General features: G+C 68.9%; 18 protein-coding genes. 11 read left to right on the top strand and 7 right to left on the bottom strand.

The features are described from left to right. Positions 1–12 precede the first annotated feature (12 nt). On the top strand, positions 13–1296 hold the full coding sequence (locus tag VFW66_07240; GenBank protein HEX5386471.1) for a divalent metal cation transporter: 1284 nt from the start codon (positions 13–15) through the stop codon (positions 1294–1296). Between the two features lie 40 nt (positions 1297–1336). On the opposite strand, the gene VFW66_07235 is transcribed toward VFW66_07240, so the two are convergent. The 4 genes from VFW66_07235 to VFW66_07220 form a co-directional block, all read right to left on the bottom strand. Further along, positions 1337–1795: a DUF3592 domain-containing protein gene (locus VFW66_07235; protein HEX5386470.1), complete on the bottom strand. Its 459-nt coding sequence runs from the start codon at positions 1793–1795 to the stop codon at positions 1337–1339. 14 nt (positions 1796–1809) lie between these two features. Beyond that, positions 1810–2865: a hypothetical protein gene (locus VFW66_07230; protein ID HEX5386469.1), complete on the bottom strand. Its 1056-nt coding sequence runs from the start codon at positions 2863–2865 to the stop codon at positions 1810–1812. A gap of 310 nt (positions 2866–3175) precedes the next feature. Next, the gene (locus VFW66_07225; GenBank protein HEX5386468.1) at positions 3176–3472 is read right to left on the bottom strand and encodes a MoaD/ThiS family protein; all 297 of its coding nucleotides are present in this window, start codon (positions 3470–3472) and stop codon (positions 3176–3178) included. After that, on the bottom strand, positions 3472–4647 hold the full coding sequence (locus tag VFW66_07220; GenBank protein HEX5386467.1) for an exo-alpha-sialidase: 1176 nt from the start codon (positions 4645–4647) through the stop codon (positions 3472–3474). Before VFW66_07220 ends, VFW66_07225 begins: the two co-directional genes overlap by 1 nt. Positions 4648–4950: 303 nt before the next feature. On the opposite strand from VFW66_07220, the gene VFW66_07215 reads away from it, so the two are divergent. Then, a complete protein-coding gene (locus tag VFW66_07215; protein HEX5386466.1) occupies positions 4951–5382 on the top strand; it encodes a YciI family protein in 432 nt (143 codons plus the stop codon). Between the two features lie 10 nt (positions 5383–5392). Here VFW66_07215 and VFW66_07210 read toward each other — a convergent pair whose 3' ends face one another. Beyond that, a complete protein-coding gene (locus tag VFW66_07210; GenBank protein HEX5386465.1) occupies positions 5393–5926 on the bottom strand; it encodes a DinB family protein in 534 nt (177 codons plus the stop codon). Between the two features lie 118 nt (positions 5927–6044). On the opposite strand from VFW66_07210, the gene VFW66_07205 reads away from it, so the two are divergent. The 8 genes from VFW66_07205 (at position 6045) to VFW66_07170 (ending at position 13423) form a co-directional block, all read left to right on the top strand. Further along, complete coding sequence (locus VFW66_07205; protein ID HEX5386464.1) at positions 6045–7325, top strand: RNA polymerase sigma factor; 1281 nt, start codon at positions 6045–6047, stop codon at positions 7323–7325. A 4-nt stretch (positions 7326–7329) separates the two neighbouring features. Next, positions 7330–7857: a large conductance mechanosensitive channel protein MscL gene (gene mscL, locus VFW66_07200; GenBank protein ID HEX5386463.1), complete on the top strand. Its 528-nt coding sequence runs from the start codon at positions 7330–7332 to the stop codon at positions 7855–7857. A 129-nt stretch (positions 7858–7986) separates the two neighbouring features. Further along, a complete protein-coding gene (locus VFW66_07195) occupies positions 7987–8601 on the top strand; it encodes a hypothetical protein (GenBank protein HEX5386462.1) in 615 nt (204 codons plus the stop codon). Then, the gene (locus VFW66_07190; protein ID HEX5386461.1) at positions 8594–8992 is read left to right on the top strand and encodes a transcriptional regulator; all 399 of its coding nucleotides are present in this window, start codon (positions 8594–8596) and stop codon (positions 8990–8992) included. The genes VFW66_07195 and VFW66_07190 overlap by 8 nt, the downstream gene beginning before the upstream one ends. Beyond that, a complete protein-coding gene (locus VFW66_07185; GenBank protein HEX5386460.1) occupies positions 8989–9732 on the top strand; it encodes a di-trans,poly-cis-decaprenylcistransferase in 744 nt (247 codons plus the stop codon). The genes VFW66_07190 and VFW66_07185 overlap by 4 nt, the downstream gene beginning before the upstream one ends. Before the next feature lie 277 nt (positions 9733–10009). Further along, positions 10010–12046, top strand: a complete 2037-nt coding sequence (locus VFW66_07180) for an amylo-alpha-1,6-glucosidase (protein ID HEX5386459.1) — start codon at positions 10010–10012, stop codon at positions 12044–12046. Next, positions 12043–12870 carry a metallophosphoesterase gene (locus VFW66_07175; GenBank protein HEX5386458.1) on the top strand — a complete coding sequence of 276 codons (828 nt, stop codon included), beginning with the start codon at positions 12043–12045 and terminating at the stop codon, positions 12868–12870. The genes VFW66_07180 and VFW66_07175 overlap by 4 nt, the downstream gene beginning before the upstream one ends. A gap of 151 nt (positions 12871–13021) precedes the next feature. Then, positions 13022–13423, top strand: a complete 402-nt coding sequence (locus tag VFW66_07170) for a hypothetical protein (protein HEX5386457.1) — start codon at positions 13022–13024, stop codon at positions 13421–13423. A 20-nt stretch (positions 13424–13443) separates the two neighbouring features. On the opposite strand, the gene VFW66_07165 is transcribed toward VFW66_07170, so the two are convergent. Beyond that, positions 13444–14265, bottom strand: a complete 822-nt coding sequence (locus VFW66_07165) for a PhzF family phenazine biosynthesis protein (protein HEX5386456.1) — start codon at positions 14263–14265, stop codon at positions 13444–13446. A gap of 11 nt (positions 14266–14276) precedes the next feature. After that, the gene (locus tag VFW66_07160; GenBank protein ID HEX5386455.1) at positions 14277–16619 is read right to left on the bottom strand and encodes a PAS domain S-box protein; all 2343 of its coding nucleotides are present in this window, start codon (positions 16617–16619) and stop codon (positions 14277–14279) included. Positions 16620–16813: 194 nt separating this feature from the next. Between VFW66_07160 and VFW66_07155 the strand changes: the two genes are divergently transcribed. Further along, positions 16814–23263, top strand: coding sequence for a HAMP domain-containing protein (locus VFW66_07155; GenBank protein HEX5386454.1), 6450 nt, complete (start codon positions 16814–16816; stop codon positions 23261–23263). Positions 23264–23280 lie beyond the last annotated feature (17 nt).

Below are 23280 nucleotides of genomic sequence, written 5' to 3'. Positions count from 1 at the left end.
GCGGGAGGTGGCATGGCGGATTCGAAGCAGGGCGGTCCGCTCCGCAAGATCCTGCGGACCCTCGGCCCCGGGCTCATCACCGGCGCCGCGGACGATGACCCCGCGGGCATCACGACGTATTCGCAGGCCGGCGCGGCCTTTCAATACGGACTGCTCTGGACCGCCCTCTTTCAGATTCCGCTCATGATCGGGGTGCAGTATACGTGCGCCCGGATCGGCCTCATGAGCGGCCGCAATCTGGCGCGCGTGCTGCGCGACCACTATCCGCGCTGGCTCCTGTGGGTCGTCGTCGTGCTGCTCGTCATCGCGAACACGATCACCGCCGCCGCCGACATCGCCGGAATCGCGGCGGGTGCGGAGCTCCTCACCGGCGTGTCCAAGACGGTATTCGTGCCGATCGCCGGCGCGATTCTCATCGGCGTCGTCGTCTTCGGCAGCTACAGGTTGCTCACCGATTCCCTCAAGTGGCTCGCCCTCGCGCTCTTCGGCTATCTCTTCGCGGGAGTGATGGCGGGACCGGACTGGGGCCGCGTGCTGCACCGCACGTTCGTGCCGGGCCTCCGGCATTCGTACGACTACCTGGTGACCTTTGTCGGCGTGTTCGGGACGACGATCTCGCCCTATCTCTTCGTGTGGCAATCGGCGGAGGAGGTGGACGAGGAGATCCAGAAGGGGCGGACCACGCTTGCCGCGCGGCGACGCACCGGGCCGGCCGAAGCGCCGGGCGCGCGCCTGGACACGATCATCGGCATGGTCGCCTCGCAGCTCATCGGCTTCTTCATCATCATCGCCGCGGGCGCCACGCTCTATCCCGCCGGAAACCGCGACATCGGCACCGCGCGCGAGGCGGCGCAGGCGCTGCAGCCGATCGGCAGCGGGATCGGGACATTTCTCTTCTCGGTGGGGCTCATCGGCACCGGCCTGCTCGCGGTGCCGACGCTCACCGGAGGGTCTGCCTTCGCGGTCGCGGCGCTCGCGAATCGACCGGCCAGCATGACCGACAGGGTGAAGGGCGCGCCCCTCTTCTACGCCGTCATTGCGGCGGGCATCCTCATCGCTGTGGCGGGGGACTTCACCGGGGTGAGTCCGGTGACGATGCTCTTCGGCTCGGCCGTGGTGAACGGTATCCTGGCGCCGCCGTTTCTGTTCGTGGTGCTGCTCGTGGCGAACAATTCCGCGGTGATGGGAGAGCACACGAACGGCTGGGTGCTCAATCTGCTCACCGGGATCGCCGCCGTCGTCATGGCGGGGGCCGCGCTCTGGCTGGCCGTGTGGTGGGTATCGGCGAAGTTCTGAGCGCGGCGGATCGCCAGCTCGCCGCGGCCGTCGGGCGCGGTCACCCTCCCATCGCCCGCCACCAGAACCAGACTCCCACCGCGAGCAGCGCCACGCCGCCGAGCGCGAGCCGCCGCGCCACGGGCGCAATTCCGGGCCGGAGTACCGCATCAGCCGGATTCGCCGGATCGTAGTACACCCGGAGCGGCGCATGCTCGAGATCGGCCAGCTCGGCGCTCGCGCGCGCGGGCGTCGCGTACTCTACCGCGCCGATCACCCGCTGGCTTGCCCTGTATCGCCGGCCGCCCACGTCGTACTCGTACTCGACCCGGGCCCCGTAGCCGGGCCCGCTCCGCATGTGGTGATACTTGAGGACGTACGCATCGGTGAGGCGCCCCGCCGTGGACGGCCAGTGCCGAGTGCGCCTGCCACGCCAGTGGAGATAGCCTGCGCGCGCCACGATGGCGGCGCCGGCAATCGCGTTCACCGCGACGGGGACGAGTGGCCGGGCAACGGGCACGAGTCGAGCCTCCGCTACTGGTACTGGATGTACACCGGATTCGGTGACAGCGTGAGCACCGCCTCCGGCGTCATCATCGGTCGGTCATTCTTGAAGAAGAGCTTGAACCCGGTGAACTGCACCGGTTCCTTCACGATGAAGTCGCGGTACACGCTCCGCTTGAGCGGCCGATCGCCGAAACCGTCCATGTCGATCACCACCTGCACCCGCGGGTCCAGCTCGATCCGGTCGTAGCCGGTGAGCATTCGCTGAGTGAAGCGGTGCACCACCAGCACCTTGGGTGGGATATGCAGGCTGTCCACCAGGTGCTCGAGCATGTGGGCGGCGTAGTTCACCTCGCGTGCGTCCATCGTGCCGATCCGCCGGCCCGGCGCGGAGCCGTCCTTCATCGCGAACTCCGGATCGAGCGCCAGATGCACGTACGGGCGCGCGAGGTACGGCACGAGCCTTGGCAGCTCGGCCTCCACGCTGCTGTGGCCCACCTGCACGTCGAGAAACATGAGCCAGTGATTGGCCTCCGCCCAGCCGGCCACCTGGTCGATCAGGCTGTCCGGCATCCGCAGCCGGTGCCCGCCGTCCCGTCCCGCCGCGCCCTGCGCTACGGTCACGATGAGGTGGAGCGCCGGCATTACCGTCAGGGCCGTGTCTGCCCGCGCCCACTCGGCGGCGGTGCGGCGCAGGCTCGCCATCATCGAGTCGGGCGGCAGCTCGCCCAGGATGCCCATGCGCTTGGAATACGGATTCCCGTAGTAGGCGACGATGCGATGGCCCGGAAACATCGCCCCGGGAAGCGGCGCCGGACCGACGGGCCAGTTGGCTGGTGTGGTGCCGCGCGCACGAGGAGCGGAGCCGATCGCGGCCACCGGCGCCGCGGGCCGGGGCGCCGTGCTCGTGACGCCCGCCCGCACGCCGGCGAGGTCGACGTTCGCGCCGGTCGGAGATGCGGTGGCTGCCGTCGATCGCGCGGAAGCCCGCTCCGGATATCGCGCCGCCACGCCGAGCCAGACCACAACGACCGCCGTCACCATGAACCGGCGGCGGGGCAATCGGTGCATTGTCGGGTCGAACACGGTGCCTCTCCGGAGCGGGGCTCATCGAGCGATGCAGCAGTTTGCGCGTCATGCGCTCTGCACGGCCGCACGCGAGTTCCGCGAGAGTCGCGGATGCTTCGCGATTGCCATCGCGCGATCGCCGAGCGAAAAGGCAAGTTCCTCGCCAGCGGTCGTGCTCGGCGTGCGAGTCCCGCGGGCATCGAACCGACCTGCAAGTGTTGGCGTGGTCGCTGAGTTGGGTTGAGACAGGTTGGATTCGCGCAGCGGGCGCCCCCGACAGAGGCGCCCGTGCTCGGAGCGGCGAAACGGCTCTGCCGGACCGGCGGCCCTACCCGCCCGCCGTCGCCCCGACGACGAGGAACGGTTCGGCGCCGCGTGCCACGGGCTCCGGCAGCGGCGCGTCCGGCGATTCGTGGGAGAGATCCTCCTCGCAGGCAAAGAAGCGCACGAACGGCCGCCGCCGCTGGGTGACGTGGTCGCGGATGGTGCCGCGGAGCACCGGATAGGTCGCCTCGAGCGCGTCGAGCACCGAGCGCTGCGTGGCGGGTCCTGCGACCTCGAGCTCCACGGCACCGCCCACCCGCGCGAGCGTGCGCAGGTGCTGGGGCAATTCCACCCGGATCATCAGAGCGTCTGCACCTCGACCGAGAGCACCGGCGGCAGATCGCGCACGATGGGCGACCAGCGGTCGCCGGCGTCGGCCGAGGCGTACACCTGCCCGCCGGTGGTGCCGAAATACACGCCGCAGGGATCCAGCTTGTCCACCGCCATCGCGTCGCGCAGCACGTTGACGTAGCAGTCCGACTGGGGCAGGCCTTTCGTGAGCGGCTCCCAGTCGCAGCCGCCGGTGCGGCTCCGGAACACGCGCAGCTTGCCATCCATCGGGTAGTGCTCCGAGTCGCTCTTGATCGGGACCACGTAGATGGTCTCCGGCTCGTGCGCGTGCACGTCGATCACGAAGCCGAAGTCGGTGGGCAGATCGCCGCTCACCTCGGTCCACTGGTCGCCGGCGTTGTCGCTCCGCATCACGTCCCAGTGTTTCTGCATGAAGAGCACGTCGGGCCGCGAAGGGTGCATCGCGATCCGGTGGACGCAGTGGCCCACTTCGGCCTCCGGGTCCGGAATGTACTGGGAGCGCAAGCCGCGATTGATCGGGCGCCAGCTCTTGCCCCCGTCGTCGGTGCGGAACGCGCCCGCGGCCGAGATCGCGATGTACATGCGCGCGGGGTTGGTGGGGTCGAGCACGACGGTGTGGAGGCACATCCCGCCGGCGCCGGGCGCCCACTTGGGCCCCGTGGCGTGGCCGCGGAGGCCGGGCAGCTCGTGCCATGAGCGGGCGCCATCGGTCGTGCGGAACAGCGCGGCGTCTTCCACGCCGGCATAGACTGCATCGGGATCGGTCGGCGAGGGCTCCAGGTGCCACACGCGCTTGAATTCCCACGGGTGCTGCGTGCCGTCATACCATTGGTGCGTGGTGAGCGGCTTGCCGGTTTTCTCCGAGGTATCGTAGGCGAACTTGTTGCTCACTCCGCCCGGCATGTCGGTCGGCCCCGGGATTTTTTCCCCGCCTGGCACCTCCCACGTCTTGCCGCCGTCGCTCGATCGCTGGATGATCTGCCCGAACCAGGCGCTCGATTGTGACGCGTAGAGCCGGTTTGGATCGGCGGGCGAGCCCTTGAGGTGGTACACCTCCCAGCCGCCGAAATGCGGACCGCTCACGTCCCAGCGATCGCGCTTCCCGTCGGCGGTCAGGATGAACGCGCCCTTGCGCGTGCCGACCAGCACTCGTACGCCGCTCATTCCTGGCATGGCTCACTCCTTGTGCACGTTGCACGGCCCTTGGACAATGAATCGTCGATCGGAGAAGCGGAAACTCGACACCGCTTTCCGAGCGCGACGGGTTCTCGATGGGGTCGGATAACTTACTCGTCCGGGCGCGGGGTACGCCATACGGGGGCGGGGAGGGCCGGGATTCACCGGGCGGGAGGGCCGGATGTCGATCCGGCGGCGCCTAGATCGACGCCAGGGTAGAGTCCGGAAAAGCCCGCGACAGCAGATCCGCGGGCCCGGCTCCCGACTCCAACCTGAAGAGGAGATACGCCAATGCGCGTCATGGTGATCGTCAAAGCGGACAAGAACACCGAGGCCGGCGTGCTGCCCAGCCACGAGCTGCTGGCCGCAATGGGCAAGTACAACGAGGAATTGGTCAAAGCCGGCATCATGCTGGCCGGTGAGGGCCTGCAGCCGAGCTCGAAGGGTGCGCGGGTCAAATTTTCGGGCAGCAAGCGGACCGTGATTGACGGGCCGTTCACCGAAACCAAGGAGCTGGTCGCCGGATTCTGGCTCTGGCAGGTGAAGTCGCTGGACGAGGCGATCGAGTGGGCGAAGCGCTGCCCCAACCCCACGGGCGAGGAATCCGTGCTCGAGATCCGCCAGGTGTTCGAGGCGGAGGACTTCGGCCCGGCGCTCACCCCCGAGCTGCGCGAGCAGGAGAAGCGCCTCGGCGAGCAGATGGCGGCGAAGGCGAAGCGCTAGGCCAAGGCGGTCAGAGCACCGACTCGTCCGCGGAGGGGCCGTAGAGGGCCGGGATCGGGATGCCCAGCAGCCGGTAGTACACGCCGAGCTGGCCGCGGTGGTGGATGAGATGACTCATCATGACCACCCGGAGCGCCACCCGCTTGGGGTATGTGGCGACGACACGCCCGGCCAGACTGAGCTCCCACGGGCGCTTGAGCGCGTCGAAGTCGGTCGCGGCGAGCGCAGCAGTGAAGCGAGCCACGCTGGCGTCGAAGAACTCGACGAGACGCGCGGCCGACTCGATCGGGGCCAATCGCGACCGCTCTCTGGCCTCGATCGTGTCGGTCTCGAGAATCACCCAGCCGCGGTTGATGATGGCCGCGACGTGGGTCGCGAGCTCGGCGACGGTCCTGGACTTGGGGTGGGGACGCCAAGCCGGGTCGGAATCGGGGAAGCGCTCGAGCATGCGGCGGGTGAGCGCATGCTCGTTTGCGAAATCCGAGAACAGCAGCTCGACCGGCGAGAGCGAGGGCGCGGCTGCTGCTCGACGCGCAGGGGTCACGGGACAGTCTCCTGAAAGATGCTGGGCGGATCAATGGTAGGGCGGGGTGTCGCACGATTCAATGAGCCCTCACGGCGCGGGCTTGCCCTCGTGCTCGGGCGTGGTGTGATTGGGAGCCGTGACGGCTCCCGACACCCACCGCGCTATCGACGCCGTCTGGCGGATCGAATCGGCCCGGCTCATCGCCGGGCTGGCGCGGATGGTGGGAGACGTCGGGCTGGCCGAGGATCTCGCACAGGATGCGCTGGTGGCGGCGCTCGAGCGGTGGCCCGCATCGGGCATTCCGGAAAACCCCGGCGCCTGGCTCATGACGGCCGCCAAGCGGCGCGCCATCGATCAATTCCGCCGAAACCGAATGCTCGAGCGGAAGCACGATCAACTCGGCCACGAGCTCCAAACTGGGCGGGAGCTGGCCGCGCCCGATCTCGACGCCGCCCTTGACGATCCGGTCGGCGACGACATCCTCCGCCTCATATTCACCACGTGTCACCCCGTGCTCTCGGCCGAGGCCCGAGCCGCGCTCACCCTCCGCCTCCTGGGCGGCCTCACGACCGACGAGATCGCGCGCGCGTTTCTCGTCCCCGCCACGACGATTGCGCAGAGGATCGTCCGGGCCAAGCGCACGCTGGCTGAAACACGCGTTGCCTTCGAGGTGCCGCGCGGCGACGAGCTGGCCGCGCGGCTCTCGTCGGTGCTCGAGGTCATCTACCTCATCTTCAACGAAGGCTACTCGGCCACGGCGGGCGATGACTGGGTGCGTCCCGCGCTCTCGGACGACGCGCTCCGCCTGGGCCGCATCCTGGCCGAGCTGGCACCCGGGGAATCGGAGGTCCACGGGCTCGAGGCGCTGATGGAGATCCAGGCGTCGCGATTCCGCGCCAGAGTCGACCCGTCGGGTGCGCCGATCCTGCTGCTCGACCAGGACCGCGGGCGTTGGGACCAGCTTCTCATTCGTCGCGGGCTCGGCGCGCTCGAGCGCGCCGAGCGGACGAGCGATGCGCCCGGGCCGTACGCGCTGCAAGCGGCGATCGCCGCATGCCACGCGCGCGCCCGGACCGCGGAGGAAACCGATTGGGTACGGATCGTGGCGCTTTACGAGGCGCTGGCCCGCATCGATCCATCCCCCGTGGTAGAGCTCAACCGCGCCGTCGCGGTCGGCATGGCGTTCGGGCCGGCGGCGGCGCTGGCGGTCGTTGATGGACTCGCATCGGATCCCGCGCTCGAGAGCTATTACCTGTTGCCGAGTGTGCGCGGCGACCTCCTCGCCAAGCTCGGCCGCGCGGACGAGGCACGAGCGGAGTTCGAGCGTGCCGCCTCGCTCACCCGCAACTCGAGGGAGCGCAGGCTGCTGCTCGATCGCGCCGCCGCATGCGGGAGTGGTCGTCCGGCCGAGCGGTGACGGAGTGCGCGGCTCTTACGCCCGCCCGCCCCGCGGCGTATCGTATGCCTCCCCCTATCTCGTCGGAGCGCGGGCGATGCTCAAGGACTTCAAGGCCTTCATTTTGCGCGGGAACGTGCTGGACCTCGCCATCGGCGTCATCATCGGCGCGGCGTTCGGCACGGTGGTCTCTTCGCTGGTCAACGACATCATCATGCCGCCGATCGGCCTCGCGCTGGGCAACGTCGACTTCTCCAATCTCTTCATCGTCCTCAAGGAAGGCGCCAAGGCGGCGGGGCCCTACGCCGCTCTCGCCGACGCCAAGGCGGCCGGCGCGGTGACGCTCAACTACGGCGTCTTCATCAACGCGATCGTCTCGTTCCTCATCATCGGCTTTGCGGTGTTCATGGTGATGCGGGCGGCGGTCAAGCTGTATCCGCCGGCACCCGTGGCGGCGCCCAACACCCGGGACTGCCCCTACTGCGCCACCCCGATTCCGCTGGCCGCGCGCCGGTGCCCCAACTGCACGTCCGAGGTGGCGAAGGCGGCGTAGCCCCCGCCAGCGCCCGCCATCGGAATTCGGCATCGCAGGGCGGGGAGACCTTGCGGGCGGCGGAGCGGGGCCATACTTTGTGATGCAAAGTACTTCCTGATCCACCCTGGCCCGTCTATCATTGCCGCCATGGCCGCAGCCCCCCGGGTCCACACGGAGAATCGAGAGTCGCCCGCGCTCCATGCGCGGGCGATGGATAACCTCTCCTTCATCCGGCGCACCATGGAGCGCGCGACGCCGTTCACGGCCGTCCCCGGCTGGGGCGGTGTCATCATGGGCTTCGTGGCACTCGCCGCCGCACTCGCGACCTCACCTGCGGAAAGTCTCAGGGGCTGGCTCGGCACCTGGCTCGGCGCCGCACTCGTCGCGCTCGCGATCGGCTGGGCAGCCATGCGCATCAAGGCGCGGCGGTGCGGCACCTCGATCTTCTCGGGCTCGGGTCGGCGGTTCGTGCTGAGCTTCATCCCGCCATTTGTCGTCGCGGGGCTCCTCACCGCGGTTCTCGCGCGCGCCGGGTTCGAGCGCGCACTCCCCGGCACCTGGCTCCTGCTCTACGGGACCGGAATCGTGACGGGCGGCGCGTACTCCGTGCGCGTAGTGCCGCTCATGGGTCTCTGCTTCATGGCGCTGGGCACCGTGGCGCTCTTCGCCCCGCCCGCATGGGCGGGCGCGCTCATGGCGCTCGGGTTCGGCGGGCTCCACATCGGCTTCGGACTCATTATCGCGCGGAGGTACGGTGGCTGAATCGAACGCCGCCCGGCGCGACCTTGGCGGCGCCGCGCGCGAGCGGTCCGAACCGCCGGCGCATCAAAGCGCGCTGGAACTGGACCGGCTCATCCACGAGCGGATGCGGCTCGCCATCGTGAGCGCGCTCGCGGTGAACGAATCGCTCACCTTCAACGAGCTCAAGGCATTGCTCGAGACCACCGACGGCAACCTGAGCGTGCACGCCCGGCGACTCGAGGAGGCCCGGTACATCGCTTGCACCAAGTCGTTTGCCGGCCGCCTGCCCCGGACCGAATACCGACTGACCGCCGCAGGTCGCAAGGCATTGGAGCATTACCTCGACCATATGGAAGCCCTGATCCGGGAGACGCGGCCCCGCGGCCCCGGTGGTTCGGAGACGACCTCGTGATCAAACCGCCCGCCGCACCCCTGCCGGTCACGCCATCCAGCCTGCACGTCGGCATTATCATGGACGGGAACGGCCGCTGGGCCACCCGCCAGGGCCGCTCGCGCGCGGCCGGCCATCGCCAGGGTGCCAAGGTGGTGCGGCGCATCGCCGAGGTCGCGCCCGACCTGGGCGTGGGCATGCTCACGGTCTTCGCCTTCTCGGCCGACAACTGGCAGCGCCCCGATCGCGAAGTGAACTGGCTGATGCGACTCTTCCGCGAGTACCTGCGCACCGAGGCAATGCGGTGTGCCGCGACCGGCGTGCGTCTCACGGTCCTCGGCCGGCGCGACCGGCTCTCGAAGGGGCTGCTCGAGGCGGTGCAGATCGCCGAGTCGACGACGGCGGGCGGGCATCGCCTGCACCTGCGCATCGCCATCGACTACTCGGCGCGCGATGCCATCCTGCGCGCGGCGCAGTGCCTGAGCGCCGACACGGTGCCCTCGCGCGAGTCGTTCGGGCGATTGCTCTCGATCGTGGATCACGGCGGGCCGGCGGCGCAGCCGGTGGATCTGCTCATTCGAACGGGCGGCGAGCGGCGCCTGAGCGACTTTCTGCTCTGGGAATGCGCCTACGCCGAGCTCTGCTTCATGCCCATCATGTGGCCCGACTTCGGGCCCGAGCACCTGGCCGAAGCGGTGGCGGATTTCCGGCACCGGGAGCGGCGGTTCGGCGCGCTGCCTGACGCAGCGGCGGCGAGCTGAGGCCAGGGCTCGACGAACTCGAACGGTGCCACGCGCGCGATGCGCGCGAAATCCTTTCCGTTGTCCGTCACCAGCACCATCCCTTCGTCTCGGCACGAGAGCGCCAACAGCGCATCGTTGCCGAACGCCTTCGAGACGCGCCCGACCTCGAGCCGATCCCGATGAGCCAGATCGGACAGGAGGTCACCCGATTCGCGCCACGTCCGGGCCGAGGGGGTGACGACCCGCCCGCGACGGGCGTAGAGGTCGAGCGGCCGGGTCGGGCGGTGTGATCGTGATGCCAGACATGGCCCTGGTGCCCGCCATCAACGCGTCGCGGAAGACCACCGACCCGCGCTCCCTCGAGTGGCTCGAGGCCGATGGCCTCGGCGGCTTCGCCTCGGGCACCGTGTCCGGCATCCGCACGCGGCGCTACCACGCTCTGCTGCTCGTGGCCACGACGCCGCCGTCGGGGCGGATGGTGTTGGTGGACGGCTTCGAGGCCGCGATCGAGGCGGGCGGCCGGCGCGAGTTTCTCTCGCGACAGCACTACGCGCCCGACGTCACGGCGCCGGCCGACGCGGCGGAGCTGGAGGCATTCATCCACGAGCCGTGGCCTGCGTGGACGCTGCGCACACCGACCGGGTACCTGGTGGAGCAGGAGCTCTTCGTGCCCGCCGGCCTCCCCGCCGTTGCCCTCCGGTGGCGGCTCGTGGGCGGCACTGGCGGCGCGGTGCGCACCGGTGCGACAGATTCCGCGGCCAAGCCGGTGCAGCTCGTCGTACGGCCCTTTCTCTCCGGTCGCAACTTCCACGCGATGCACCAGGAGAACGCGGTCTTCGATTTTGGAGCGGAGATGGGCGAGGGCCGCGTTCGCTGGCACCCGTATGAAGGCGTTCCCGCGGTGACCGCGCTCGCCAACGCCGAGTATGCCCCCGAACCGCTCTGGTATCGCCGCTTCGTCTGTACGGAGGAGCTGGCGCGCGGGCTCGATTTCGTCACCGATCTCGCGGCGCCGGGTGTGTTCACCTGGGACCTCGCCGCCGGCGATGCAGTACTCCTTTTCACGACCGATCCCGCGGCGCTCGCGCGTGACGGTGAATCGCCGGCTGACGCCTTTGCCCGCCTGCGTGCGGCCGAGGCGCTGCGTCGCGCGCGCTTCGCTACACCACTCCACCGCGCGGCCGACGCGTATCTCGTGAAGCGCGGCGCCGGCAAGACGATCATCGCCGGCTATCCCTGGTTCGGCGATTGGGGCCGCGACACCTTCGTCGCGCTCCGCGGTCTCTGTCTCGCCGCGGGTCGGCGCGATGACGCCCGCGCAATCCTGCTCGAGTGGGCCGAACGGGTATCGGGCGGCATGTTGCCGAACCGATTTGCCGACGCCGGCGATGCGCCGGAGTTCAACGCGGTGGACGCGGCGCTCTGGTACGTGGTGGCCGTGCACGAATACCTGCAGGGCGACGGGTGGTCGCCGGAGCCGCCGGTGGGCGTCAGCGACCGCGAGCGGTTGGAAGCGGCGTGTCGCGCGATCATCGGGGGCTACGCCAGCGGTACGCGCCACCGGATCCACATGGATGTCGACGGGCTGCTCGCGGCGGGTGAGCCGGGCGTGCAGCTCACCTGGATGGATGCGAAGGTGGGCGATCGAGTGGTGACACCGCGAATCGGAAAGCCGGTCGAGGTGCAGGCGCTCTGGCTCAACGCGCTCCGGATCGTGAGTGACTGGGACCCGGCGTGGCGCGAGCCGTACGAGCGCGGCAGGAAATCCTTTCTCGAGCGGTTCTGGAACGAGGCCGCGGGATGTCTCTATGACATCGTCGATGCGGACCACCAGCCGGGCGCCGTGGATGCATCGCTCCGGCCCAATCAGATCCTTGCGGTGGGCGGGCTGCCCTTCGCGTTGCTCGACGGCGTCCGCGCCCGCCGAGTGGTGGACGTGGTGGAGCGCGCGCTCTGGACCCCGCTCGGGCTCCGCTCGCTCGCGGCGGACGATCCGCGCTACGCCGTGCGCTACGAGGGCGGCGTGCGCGAGCGCGACGGCGCCTATCACCAGGGCACCGTCTGGCCGTGGTTGCTCGGCCCGTTCGTGGAAGCGTGGTTACGGGTGCATGGCGACACGGCGGACACCCGGCGCCGCGCCCGCCACTGCTTTCTCGAGCCGCTGCTCCGCCACATGGGCGAGGCCGGACTCGGCCACGTCTCCGAGATCGCTGACGCGGAGCCGCCGCACACGCCGCGCGGCTGCCCGTTCCAGGCGTGGTCGGTGGGCGAGGCGCTCCGGCTCGACCAGGTGGTGCTCAGGCGTCCACGATTAAGTTCCGCCTGCGCATGAGGCAGCTCACCCGACGCCAGTTCCTCGCCGCGGGCGGTGCGGCCGCCACGGTTCTCGCGGGCGACATGTTCGCTGTCGAGCCCCGGCGCCTCCAGATCACCCGGTCAATGCTGCCCGTCCGTGGCCTCGCGCGCGCGCTCGAAGGCGTGCGCGTGGCCCACGTGAGCGACGTTCATCTTCCGGCCAATCGCGCCGTCGCCGCCGAAGCCCTCGACGCGCTCGAGCGCGAGCGGCCCGAGATCGTCGTTCTCACCGGCGACATCTGCGAGACCGTCGAGGCGTCGGCCGACCTCACCGATTTTGCCCGGCGCGCGCGGGGCACCATCGCTACCGCAGCCACGCTCGGCAACTGGGAGTATCGCGGCGGCCTGGGCGGGGAGGCGGGGCGCCGGGCATATGCGGCGGCCGGCGTGCCGCTCCTCACCAATGCACATCTCGCCGTGGAGCACGCCGGTGGCACGCTGCTGCTCGTGGGGCTCGACGACCTCGTTGCCGGCGATCCGAATCCGCGCACCGCGCTCGCCCGCCGTCCCATCGGCGCGCCCGAGCTCTGGCTCACCCATGCGCCCGGCCTCGCGGATCGCCTGCCGTTCGGACTCGGGGCGCGGCCCTCAGTGCTTCTCACCGGCCACACCCACGGCGGGCAGATCCGGATCCCCGGACTCCCCGCGTACACGCCCGTCGGATCGGGGCGGTTCGTCGCCGGCTGGTATCGCGATACGCTGGCGCCGCTCTACGTCTCCCGCGGCATCGGCACCGCCGACATCCGGGCCCGGCTCTTCTGTCCGCCGGAGTTGCCGATCTTCACGCTCACGCGAGCCTGACGCGCTGGCCGGCGCGCGGCGATCGCGCCGGACGCGAGGTGCCGCGCCGCCCACTGCACGACACCCCACACCTGATTACTTTGTTGCGCCGGCCCGGGATCCCTCTGCACGGGCCGCACTCGTTCTCTCCCTCGACCGGGTTGACGCGCGCATGAAGAGCTTCTGGAAGGTACCGGTTCTGCTTTCCGCGCTCGGCATCTTCGCCTGCGCACCGGCAAAGGAACGGACGGCCCATTCGGTGCTGGCCGAGGGAAGGACGTACACCAACTGGCTCTACGGCAGCCAATACTCCAAGCTCTGGGATCGGCTCACGCCGGAAATGCGTCAGGTCTTCGGCAGCGCGGCGGAACTTGGCGCGTTTGCCGGCCGCGCGGTGACGCGGCTCGGCCGCGAGGAAGGGAAGGCGGAGGAGCAGGTGGCCGGGCGCGGCCCGGAGCAGGTGTACAGCAGGACCGCCTCGTTCACCAGCTCGCGCAAGCCGGTGACGATCGAGTGGTCGCTCACGCCGGAGGGGACGGTGAGCGGGCTGGTGGTGAGGCCGGCGGACCAATAAACGGACAGACGGACAGGCGGTCAGTACAACAACTGACCGTGCAGCACCGTCACTGCCTGGCCGCCGAGCAGGACGCGGTCGCCGCGCAGGCCGACCCGCACGACACCGCCGCGCGCGGACGCCTGATACCCCACCATGTCGCTCTTGCTCAGACGCGGCCCCCAGAATGGGCCCAGCACGCAGTGCGCGGAGCCGGTGACGGGGTCTTCCGGGATCCCGCTCGCCGGCGCGAAGAAGCGTGAAACGAAATCGAATTTCGGGTCGTCGGAGGCGGCGGTCACGATGACACCGCGTCCGCCGATGCGCTCGAGGAGTGTGAAGTCGGGCGCAATGGCCCGCACGGCGGCGGCGGACTCGAGCTCGACCAGGTAATCGAATCGGCTCTGCGCCACCTGGCAGAGGCGCGCGCCGAGCGCCCGCTCGAGCGCGGGCGGCACCGGGCACGGCACCGCCGGCGTCACGGGAAAATCCAGGGAGATCCACTCGCCGGCGCGGCTCGCCGTGAGCAGGCCGCTCCGGGTCTCGAATCGGGCCGTCGCGTCCGGCGGCAGGTGGCCCGCCTCCCAGAGAAAATGCGCGCTTGCGAGCGTGGCGTGGCCGCAGAGGTCGACTTCCACCGCGGGTGTGAACCAGCGGAGCTGGTACGAGCCATTCCCGGGCCGGCCAGGAGCGAGCTGCCCGTCCGCGCGGAGCAGGAACGCCGTCTCGGCGAGGTTCATCTCGCGCGCCACGGCCTGCATCCACGCGTCCTCGCGTGGCGCGGGCAGGAGGCACACCGCGGCGGAATTGCCGGCGAACGGTGTCGCCGTGAAGGCATCGATCTGGGTGATGCCCAGCGGCATGGCTACGCTCCTCAGAGGGTGGGCATCGGGCCGCTGTGCCGCCGGCGTGCGGCTTCGGCCGTGTCGAGCACCTGCCGCACGCGTTGCGCCAGCCGGTCGGGCGCGAACGGCTTCTGCTCGAAGAGCGCGCCCGGCGAAAGGAGGCCGCGCTCCACCACGTCTTCTCCCGTATATCCCGACATGTAGAGGATCGGAATGCCCGGTTCCATGACCGCCATGCGCTGCCCCAACTCCCGGCCGCCGGCCACCGGCATCACGACATCCGAGACCACCAGATGCACGCCGCCCCGGTGCGCGTCGAGATACGCCACCGCGTCGGACACGGTGGAGGTCTCGACGACGGTATAGCCGTGCTCGCGCAATCCGCGGCTGGTGAGCGCGCGCACGATCGCCTCGTCCTCCACGACGAGGATGGTCTCGGTCCCCCGCGCATCGCCGCTCGCGCCGTTGCCGGCCGCCGCGATCGGCCCCGACGTCTTCACCCGCGGCAGGTAAATCTTGAACACGGTGCCGTGCCCCACCTCGCTGTAGGCCCAGACGAACCCGTCGCTCTGTTTCACGATGCCGTACACGGTCGAGAGGCCGAGCCCGGTGCCTTTGCCCACCGCTTTGGTGGTAAAGAAGGGCTCGAACATCTGCGCCTGCACCTCGGCGCTGATGCCGCTGCCGGTGTCGCTCACGGCCAGCATGACGTACGCACCAGGCGGAATCCGCACGCCGGGATGGCTCTCGGCGTACGCGCCGTCGAGCGAGACCGACGTGACCTCGACGGACACTCGCCCCGGCTCGGCCATCGCATCGCGCGCGTTGAGCACGAGGTTTACGAGCACCTGCTCGAGCTGCGCGTGGTCCACCCGCACGATGCAGGGCTCGGGCGCCCGCTTGAGATCGAGCACGTGATCGTCACCGAGCGAGCGCCGCAGCATGCGCTGGCTGCGGTCGAGCACGGTGTTGATGTCCATCAGCTCGACGCGGCGGTACTGCTGGCGGGTGAAGGCCAGCAACTGCCGGGTGATGTCGGCAGCGCGGGTGCCGGCGCGGACGATCTCGTCGAGATCGCCGTGGCGCGCGTCGTCGGGGGCAAGGCTCTTCTGGACGAAGCTCGCGAAGCCGAGCACGCCGGTCATCATGTTGTTGACCTCGTGCGCCACGCCGCCGGCGAGGCGGCCGGCGGCCTGCATCCGCTCGGCGCGGCGGAGCTGCTCCTCGACCCGCTTCCGCTCGCTTACGTCGCGGAAGATGCCGCGTACCACGTCCGGCCGGCCGCTCTTGAACGTGGCACTCACGCTTCCCTCCACGGTGAGCGAGGCGCCGGCCCGGGTGCGGAGCACGATCTCGAGGTGCCCTACCGATTCGCCGGCGAGCACGCGGCCAAAGGCGTCGGCGCAGCGGTCGAGGTCTTCGAGATCCACCACGTCGGCAAGCTGGCGCTCGGCCAGCTCTTGCGGCGCGTAACCCAGGGCGGCATGCCAGGCGGCGTTGGTGTAGAGGAACGTGCCGCCGGGTGACGTCACGCAGACCAGATCGCTGGCGTTGTCGAAGAGGTCGCGGTAGCGCGCCTCGCTCTCCCGCAACGCCTGCTCGGCGCGGCGGCGCTCGTCGATATTGACGGCGCTCATGCATACGCCGATCACGTCGCCCGCATCGTCCACCACGGGGACATCGCTCGTCTCGAACCAGCGGGTGGTGCCCGCGGTGTCGACGATGCAGTACTCGCGGCGGTGGGTCTCGCCGGCCTGGGCGGCCGCGAGGCCCTCCGCCGTGCCGGGGAGGAATTCCTCGATCCGCTCGCCCTCCGCGAGTCGGCGGCCGGTGAGCCGCACGGCCCAGTCGTCCGCCGTCGGATTGAAGGCCTGCACGGTGCCGGTGCGGTCCACCAGCACGAAGCACTGCAGGCTGTTATTGAAGAGGGCGCGCAGGTTGGCCTCGGAGCGGCGGAGGGCCAGCTGGGCCCGGCTCTGCTCGGCGTGCGCGTTGGCGCGCATCAGGGCCGCCTCGATGGCCGGGCCGATGCGGGAGAGATTGCCCTTGAGCAGGTAGTCGGCGGCGCCCGCCTTCATGCAGCCGACCGCGGTCTCCTCGTTGACCGAGCCGGTGACGATGAGGAGCGGCGTCGCCGGCGCCCACTGCTTGGCCAGGGCGAGCGCCGCCATCCCGTCGAAGCGGGGCAGCGTGTAGTCGGAGAGGATCACATCCGGATGGAATTCGTCGAGCGCGCGGCGAAACCCGTCTTCCGTATCGACCCGACATGCGACGAATCCGATGTTGGCCCGCTCGAGCTCGTACTCGACCAGCTCGGCATCCATCGGCATGTCTTCCAGAATCAGAACTCTGAGCTTGTCCGGAGCCGGCATACCGGGTTGATTGACAGGAGTTGGGCGCCGGCCCGCGGCCGGGTGACGAGACACACTTAAAATGGGCACTGAGAAGCCTCGTGGCCAGCGGCCATCGGGCGGGCGAGTGTGACCCCGGTCACAGACCCCGCGTGATTCCCGTTGAGATTTGAGCAGTTTGCCCGACGGCCCACCGTTCTGCCCCTGGAGTTCAGATGCCGACCTCGCATTCGACCACCAACGGCCGGGCCGCGGCGGATCGCCGGGCCAATGGCCGCACGTCGAAGGCCGCCTCCGACCGCACGTTGCCGCCGCCCCCCGATGCGCTCGATCTGAATCAATTGCTGGCCGTGCTCACGGCAGTGCGGCGTGGCGATTTCACCATCCGGATGCCGAGCACGCTCACCGGCATCGCGGGCAAAGTGGCGGACACGCTCAACGATATCATCGATCTGAACGAGAGCACCGCCCAGGAGCTTGCGCGCGTCGGCAAGACGGTGGGCAAGGAGGGCAAGATCACCCAGCGGGCCAGCCTGCACGCGGCGGGCGGCTCGTGGGCGGCGTCGCTCAACTCGGTGAACACGCTGATTGCAGACCTGGTGCAGCCCACCAACGAGGTCTCCCGCGTGATCGGCGCCGTGGCCCGCGGCGACCTCACGCAATCGATGTCGCTCGACATCGAGGGGCGCCCGCTGCAGGGCGAGTTCCTCCGCATCGGCCGCACCGTGAACGCCATGGTGGACCAGCTCGGCTCGTTTGCCTCGGAGGTGACCCGCGTGGCGCGCGAGGTCGGCACCGAAGGGCGGCTTGGCGGGCAGGCCAAGGTGAAGGGAGTCGGCGGCACGTGGAAGGATCTCACGGACTCGGTCAACAGCATGGCCGGCAACCTGACGGCGCAGGTGCGCAACATCGCCCAGGTGACGACGGCGGTGGCGAATGGGGACCTCTCGAAGAAGATCACAGTCGACGTGCGCGGCGAAATCCTCGAGCTCAAGGACACCATCAACACGATGGTCGACCAGCTCAACTCGTTTGCGTCCGAAGTCACGCGCGTAGCGCGCGAGGTGGGCACGGAAGGAAAGCTGGGCGGCCAGGCGCAGGTAAAGGGCGTGGCCGGCGTGTGGAAGGACCTCACGGACAACGTGAACCTGATGGGCAGCAATCTCACGGGTCAGGTCCGCAACATCGCGCAGGTGACCACGGCGGTGGCGAACGGAGACCTCTCGAAGAAGATCACGGTGGACGTGAAGGGCGAAATCCTGGAGCTCAAGAACACCATCAATACGATGGTGGACCAGCTCAATTCGTTTGCGTCAGAGGTGACCCGCGTCGCCCGCGAAGTCGGCACCGAGGGCAAGCTCGGCGGGCAGGCGCGCGTGGGCGGCGTCGCGGGGGTGTGGAAGGACCTCACCGACAACGTGAACCTGATGGCGAGCAATCTGACCGGCCAGGTGCGCAACATCGCCGAGGTCACGACGGCCGTGGCCCGCGGCGACCTCAACAAGAAAATCACGGTGGACGTCCGCGGCGAGATCCTCGAGCTCAAGAACACCATCAACACGATGGTGGACCAGCTCAACTCCTTCGCCTCCGAGGTGACGCGTGTCGCGCGCGAGGTGGGCACCGAGGGCAAGCTCGGCGGCCAGGCCAAGGTGAAGGGGGTCGGCGGCACCTGGAAGGACCTCACCGACAACGTGAACTCGATGGCCGGCAACCTCACGGCGCAGGTGAGAAACATCGCCGAAGTGACGACGGCCGTGGCCCGCGGTGAGCTGGACAAGAAGATCACGGTGGACGTGAAGGGTGAGATCCTGGAGCTCAAGAACACCATCAACACCATGGTGGACCAGTTGAGCTCCTTCGCGTCCGAGGTGACCCGCGTGGCGCGCGAGGTCGGTACGGAAGGCAAGCTGGGGGGCCAGGCCCAGGTGAGCGGCGTCGCGGGGGTATGGAAGGACCTCACCGACAACGTGAACTCGATGGCCGGCAACCTCACGGCGCAGGTCCGGAACATCGCCGAAGTGACGACCGCCGTCGCCACGGGCGACCTGTCGAAGAAGATCACCGTCGACGTGCGCGGAGAAATTCTCGAGCTCAAGAACACGATCAACACGATGGTCGATCAATTGAGCTCGTTCGCCGCGGAGGTGACCCGCGTGGCCCGCGAGGTGGGCACCGAGGGCCGGCTCGGCGGACAGGCGCAGGTGAAAGGCGTGGCCGGCACCTGGAAGGACCTGACCGACAACGTGAACCTGATGGCCAACAACCTCACCGGTCAGGTCCGGAACATCGCCGAAGTGACGACCGCGGTGGCCCGCGGCGAGCTCAACAAGAAGATCACGGTCGATGTGCGCGGCGAGATCCTCGAGCTCAAGAACACCATCAATACGATGGTGGACCAGCTCAATTCGTTTGCGTCGGAAGTCACGCGTGTGGCCCGCGAGGTGGGCACGGACGGCAAACTGGGCGGCCAGGCCCAGGTGCCGGGTGTCGCCGGTGTGTGGAAGGATCTCACGGACAACGTGAACCTGATGGCCAACAACCTGACCGGTCAGGTCCGCAACATCGCCGAGGTGACGACCGCGGTGGCCCGCGGCGAGCTCAACAAGAAGATCACCGTGGACGTGAAGGGCGAGATTCTGGAGCTCAAGGACACCATCAATACGATGGTGGACCAGCTCAACTCGTTTGCCTCCGAGGTGACGCGTGTCGCGCGCGAGGTGGGCACCGAGGGCAAGCTCGGCGGCCAGGCGCAGGTGAAAGGCGTCGGTGGCATCTGGAAGGACCTCACCGATAACGTGAACTCGATGGGCGGCAACCTGACGGCGCAGGTGCGCAATATCGCCCAGGTGACGACGGCGGTGGCCAACGGGGACCTCTCGAAGAAGATCACCGTGGACGTGCGCGGCGAAATTCTCGAGCTCAAGGACACCATCAACACGATGGTGGACCAGCTCAACTCATTCGCGTCGGAAGTCACGCGTGTGGCGCGCGAGGTGGGCTCCGAGGGCAAGCTCGGCGGCCAGGCCCACGTGACCGGCGTGGCGGGCGTCTGGAAGGACCTCACCGACTCGGTGAACAGCATGGGCGGCAACCTCACCGCCCAGGTCCGCAACATCGCCGACGTCACGACCGCCGTGGCCAAGGGCGAGCTCAACAAGAAGATCACGGTGGACGTCCAGGGCGAAATCCTGGAGCTCAAGAACACCATCAACACGATGGTGGACCAGCTCAATTCATTCGCGTCGGAAGTGACCCGCGTGGCCCGCGAGGTGGGCACCGAAGGCAAACTGGGCGGTCAGGCGCAGGTGACCGGCGTCGCCGGCGTCTGGAAGGACCTCACCGATAACGTGAACTCGATGGCCGCGAACCTCACGACCCAGGTGCGCGGCATCGCGAAGGTCGTGACCGCGGTGGCCAACGGCGACCTCAAGCAGAAGCTCGTGGTGGAAACCAAGGGCGAGATCGCGACGCTGGCCGACACGATCAACAACATGATCGACACGCTGGCCACCTTCGGCGACCAGGTGACCAATGTGGCCCGCGAGGTGGGCGTCGAAGGCAAGCTCGGCGGCCAGGCCCGGGTGCCGGGCGCCGCGGGCACCTGGCGCGAGCTCACGGGCAACGTGAATCAGCTCGCGGGCAACCTCACCACGCAGGTCCGCGCCATCGCGGAGGTGGCGACGGCGGTCACCAAGGGCGACCTCACGCGGAGCATCGCGGTCGAGGCGCCGGGTGAGGTGGCCGAGCTCAAGGACAACATCAACGAGATGATCCGCAACCTCCGCGACACCACGCGGAAGAACACCGAGCAGGACTGGCTCAAGACCAACCTGGCCAAGTTCAGCCGCACGCTGCAGGGCCAGCGCGACCTCGCCGCCGTCTCTCAGCTCATCCTCTCGGACCTCGCCCCGCTCGTCATGGCGCACCACGGCTCGTTCTACGTGGTGGACGCCATCGGCGACGAGCCCACCCTCAAGCTGCTGGCGAGCTACGCCTACCAGGACCGCAAGAAGGTGGCGCGGGTCTTCCGCTTCGGCGAAGGCCTGGTGGGCCAGTGTGCGATGGAGCGGCGGATGCTCACCATCCAGCAGGTGCCGCGCAACTACGTGCGGATCAGCTCCGGCCTGGGCGACGCGCCGCCCCGCGGCCTCGTCATTCTGCCGGTGCTCTTCGAGGGCGAGATCAAGGCGGTGCTGGAGCTCGCCACGCTGGACGACTTCGACGAAATCCGCCTCTCGTTCCTGGAGCAGCTCGCCGAGAGCATCGGCATCGTGCTCAACACGATCGAGGCGAACATGCGGACGGAGGGCCTGCTCAAGCAGTCGCAGGCGCTCACCGAGAGCCTGCAGCGGCAGCAGGAGGCGCTCACCGAAACGAACAGCCGGCTCGAGGAGCAGGCCCGCTCGCTGCAGCAGTCCGAGGAGCTGCTCAAGAAGCAGCAGGACGAGCTCACCCGCAAGAACGTGGAGCTGGAGGAAAAGGCGCAGCTCCTCTCCGACCAGAAGACCGAGGTGGAGCAGAAGAACATGGAGGTGGGGCAGGCCAAGCAGGCGCTGGAGGAGAAGGCCGAGCAGCTCGCCCTCATCTCCAAGTACAAGTCCGAGTTCATGGCCAACATGTCGCACGAGCTCCGGACGCCGCTCAACAGCCTGCTCATCCTGTCGCAGATGCTGAGCGAGAACTCCGACGGCAACCTCACCATCAAGCAGGTCGGGTTCGCGCAGACGATCCACAGCTCGGGGTCGGACCTGCTCGACCTCATCAACGACATCCTCGATCTCTCCAAGATCGAGTCGGGCACGATGCAGATCGATGTGGGATCGGTGCCGTTCGCCGAGCTCCGGCGATTCGTCGAGAGCACCTTCCGCCAGGTGGCGGATCTCAAGAGCCTCGACTTCAACGTCGACGTGCAGACCGACCTGCCACCCGCGATCCAGACCGACGCGCGGCGCCTGCAGCAGGTGCTCAAGAACCTCCTGTCCAACGCGTTCAAGTTCACCGAGCGCGGAAACGTGTCGCTCCGGGCATACCTCGCCACGTCGGGCTGGAACCCGGAGCAGGAGCTGCTCAACGCGGCCAACAGCGTCGTGGCGTTCGAGGTACACGACACCGGCGTCGGCATCCCGAAGGACAAGCACAGCGTCATCTTCGAGGCGTTCCAGCAGGGCGACGGGACGACCAGCCGGAAGTACGGCGGCACCGGCCTGGGCCTCTCCATCAGCCGGCAGATCACGCGCCTGCTGGGTGGTGAGATCCGGCTCGCGAGCCAGCCCGGCCTCGGCAGCACGTTCACCCTGTACCTGCCGCTCATCTATCCGACGCAGCCCGTGCCCCAGCCGCCCAGCGTGGACGACCTCGCCGTGGCGGTGGCGGAGGCGGGCGCCGAGTTCGCCTCCAACACCGCCGCGACCGCCACGGCGCGCCCGGTGCTGGCGCCGGTGGTGGAGCGTGCGGTGGCGGACGACCGCTCGGAGATCCAGGCCGGCGACCGCATCCTGCTCATCGCCGAGGACGACCCGAACTTCGCGCAGATCCTGCTCGACATGGCGCGCGAGCGCGGGTTCAAGGGGCTCGTGGCGCAACGGGCGGACAAGGCGCTGCAACTCGCGCGCGAGTACCACCCCACCGCGGTGACGCTCGACCTCCGGCTCCCCGATGCCGATGGCTGGACCATCCTCGACCGGCTCAAGCACGACCCCGGCACCCGGCACATTCCGGTGCACATCATCTCGGTCGAGGAGAACTGGCAGCGCGGCCTCCGGCTCGGCGCGCGCGACTTTCTGGTGAAGCCGGCCACCAGGGAAACGCTCTCCGAGGCGTTCAGCTCGCTGCACGACTTCCTCGACCGGCCGGTAAAGCGCCTGCTCGTGGTGGAGGATGACGAGGCGCAGCGTGAGAGCATCGTGGAGCTGATCGGCCACTCGGACGACGTGGAGACCACCACGGCGGCCACCGGCGAAGCGGCGCTCGATCTCCTGCAGCGGCAGTCGTTCGACTGCATGGTGCTCGACCTCGGGCTTCCCGACATGACGGGCTTCCAGCTCGTGACCCGGGTGAAGAGCGAGGTGGGCCTCCGCAAGCTCCCGACCATCGTGTACACCGGGAAGCAGCTCTCCAGGAACGAGGAGGCGGAGCTCCGCCGGCTCGCGGAGTCGGTGGTAATCAAGGACGCGCGCTCGCCCGAGCGGCTGTTCGACGAAACCGCGCTTTTCCTCCACCGGGTGACGGCGACGCTGCCCGACTCGCGCCGTGCCATGCTCGAGCAGCTTCACCGCTCCGACCCCACGCTTGCGGGCCGCACGGTGCTCATCGTGGACGATGACGTGCGCAACATCTTCGCGCTCACGACCTTCCTCGAGCGGAGCGAGATGAAGGTGGTATACGCCGAGAGCGGGCGGGAGGGGATCGCGCGGCTGCAGGAGACGCCCGGGGTGGACGTGGTGCTGATGGACGTGATGATGCCGGAGATGGACGGCTACGAGACGATGCAGGCCATCCGCGAGCTGCAGCGGTTCCGCCACCTGCCGATCATCGCGGTCACTGCCAAGGCGATGAAAGGCGACCGGGAGAAGTGCATCGAGGCGGGCGCGTCGGATTACATCGCGAAGCCGGTGGACATGGAACAGCTACTGTCGTTGCTTCGGGTATGGCTGTACCGGTAGGCGGTCGGGCGGTCGGG

Source organism: Gemmatimonadales bacterium (assembly GCA_036279355.1).
Classification (GTDB): domain Bacteria; phylum Gemmatimonadota; class Gemmatimonadetes; order Gemmatimonadales; family GWC2-71-9; genus DASQPE01.
This window is presented reverse-complemented; position numbering and strand designations above follow the sequence as displayed.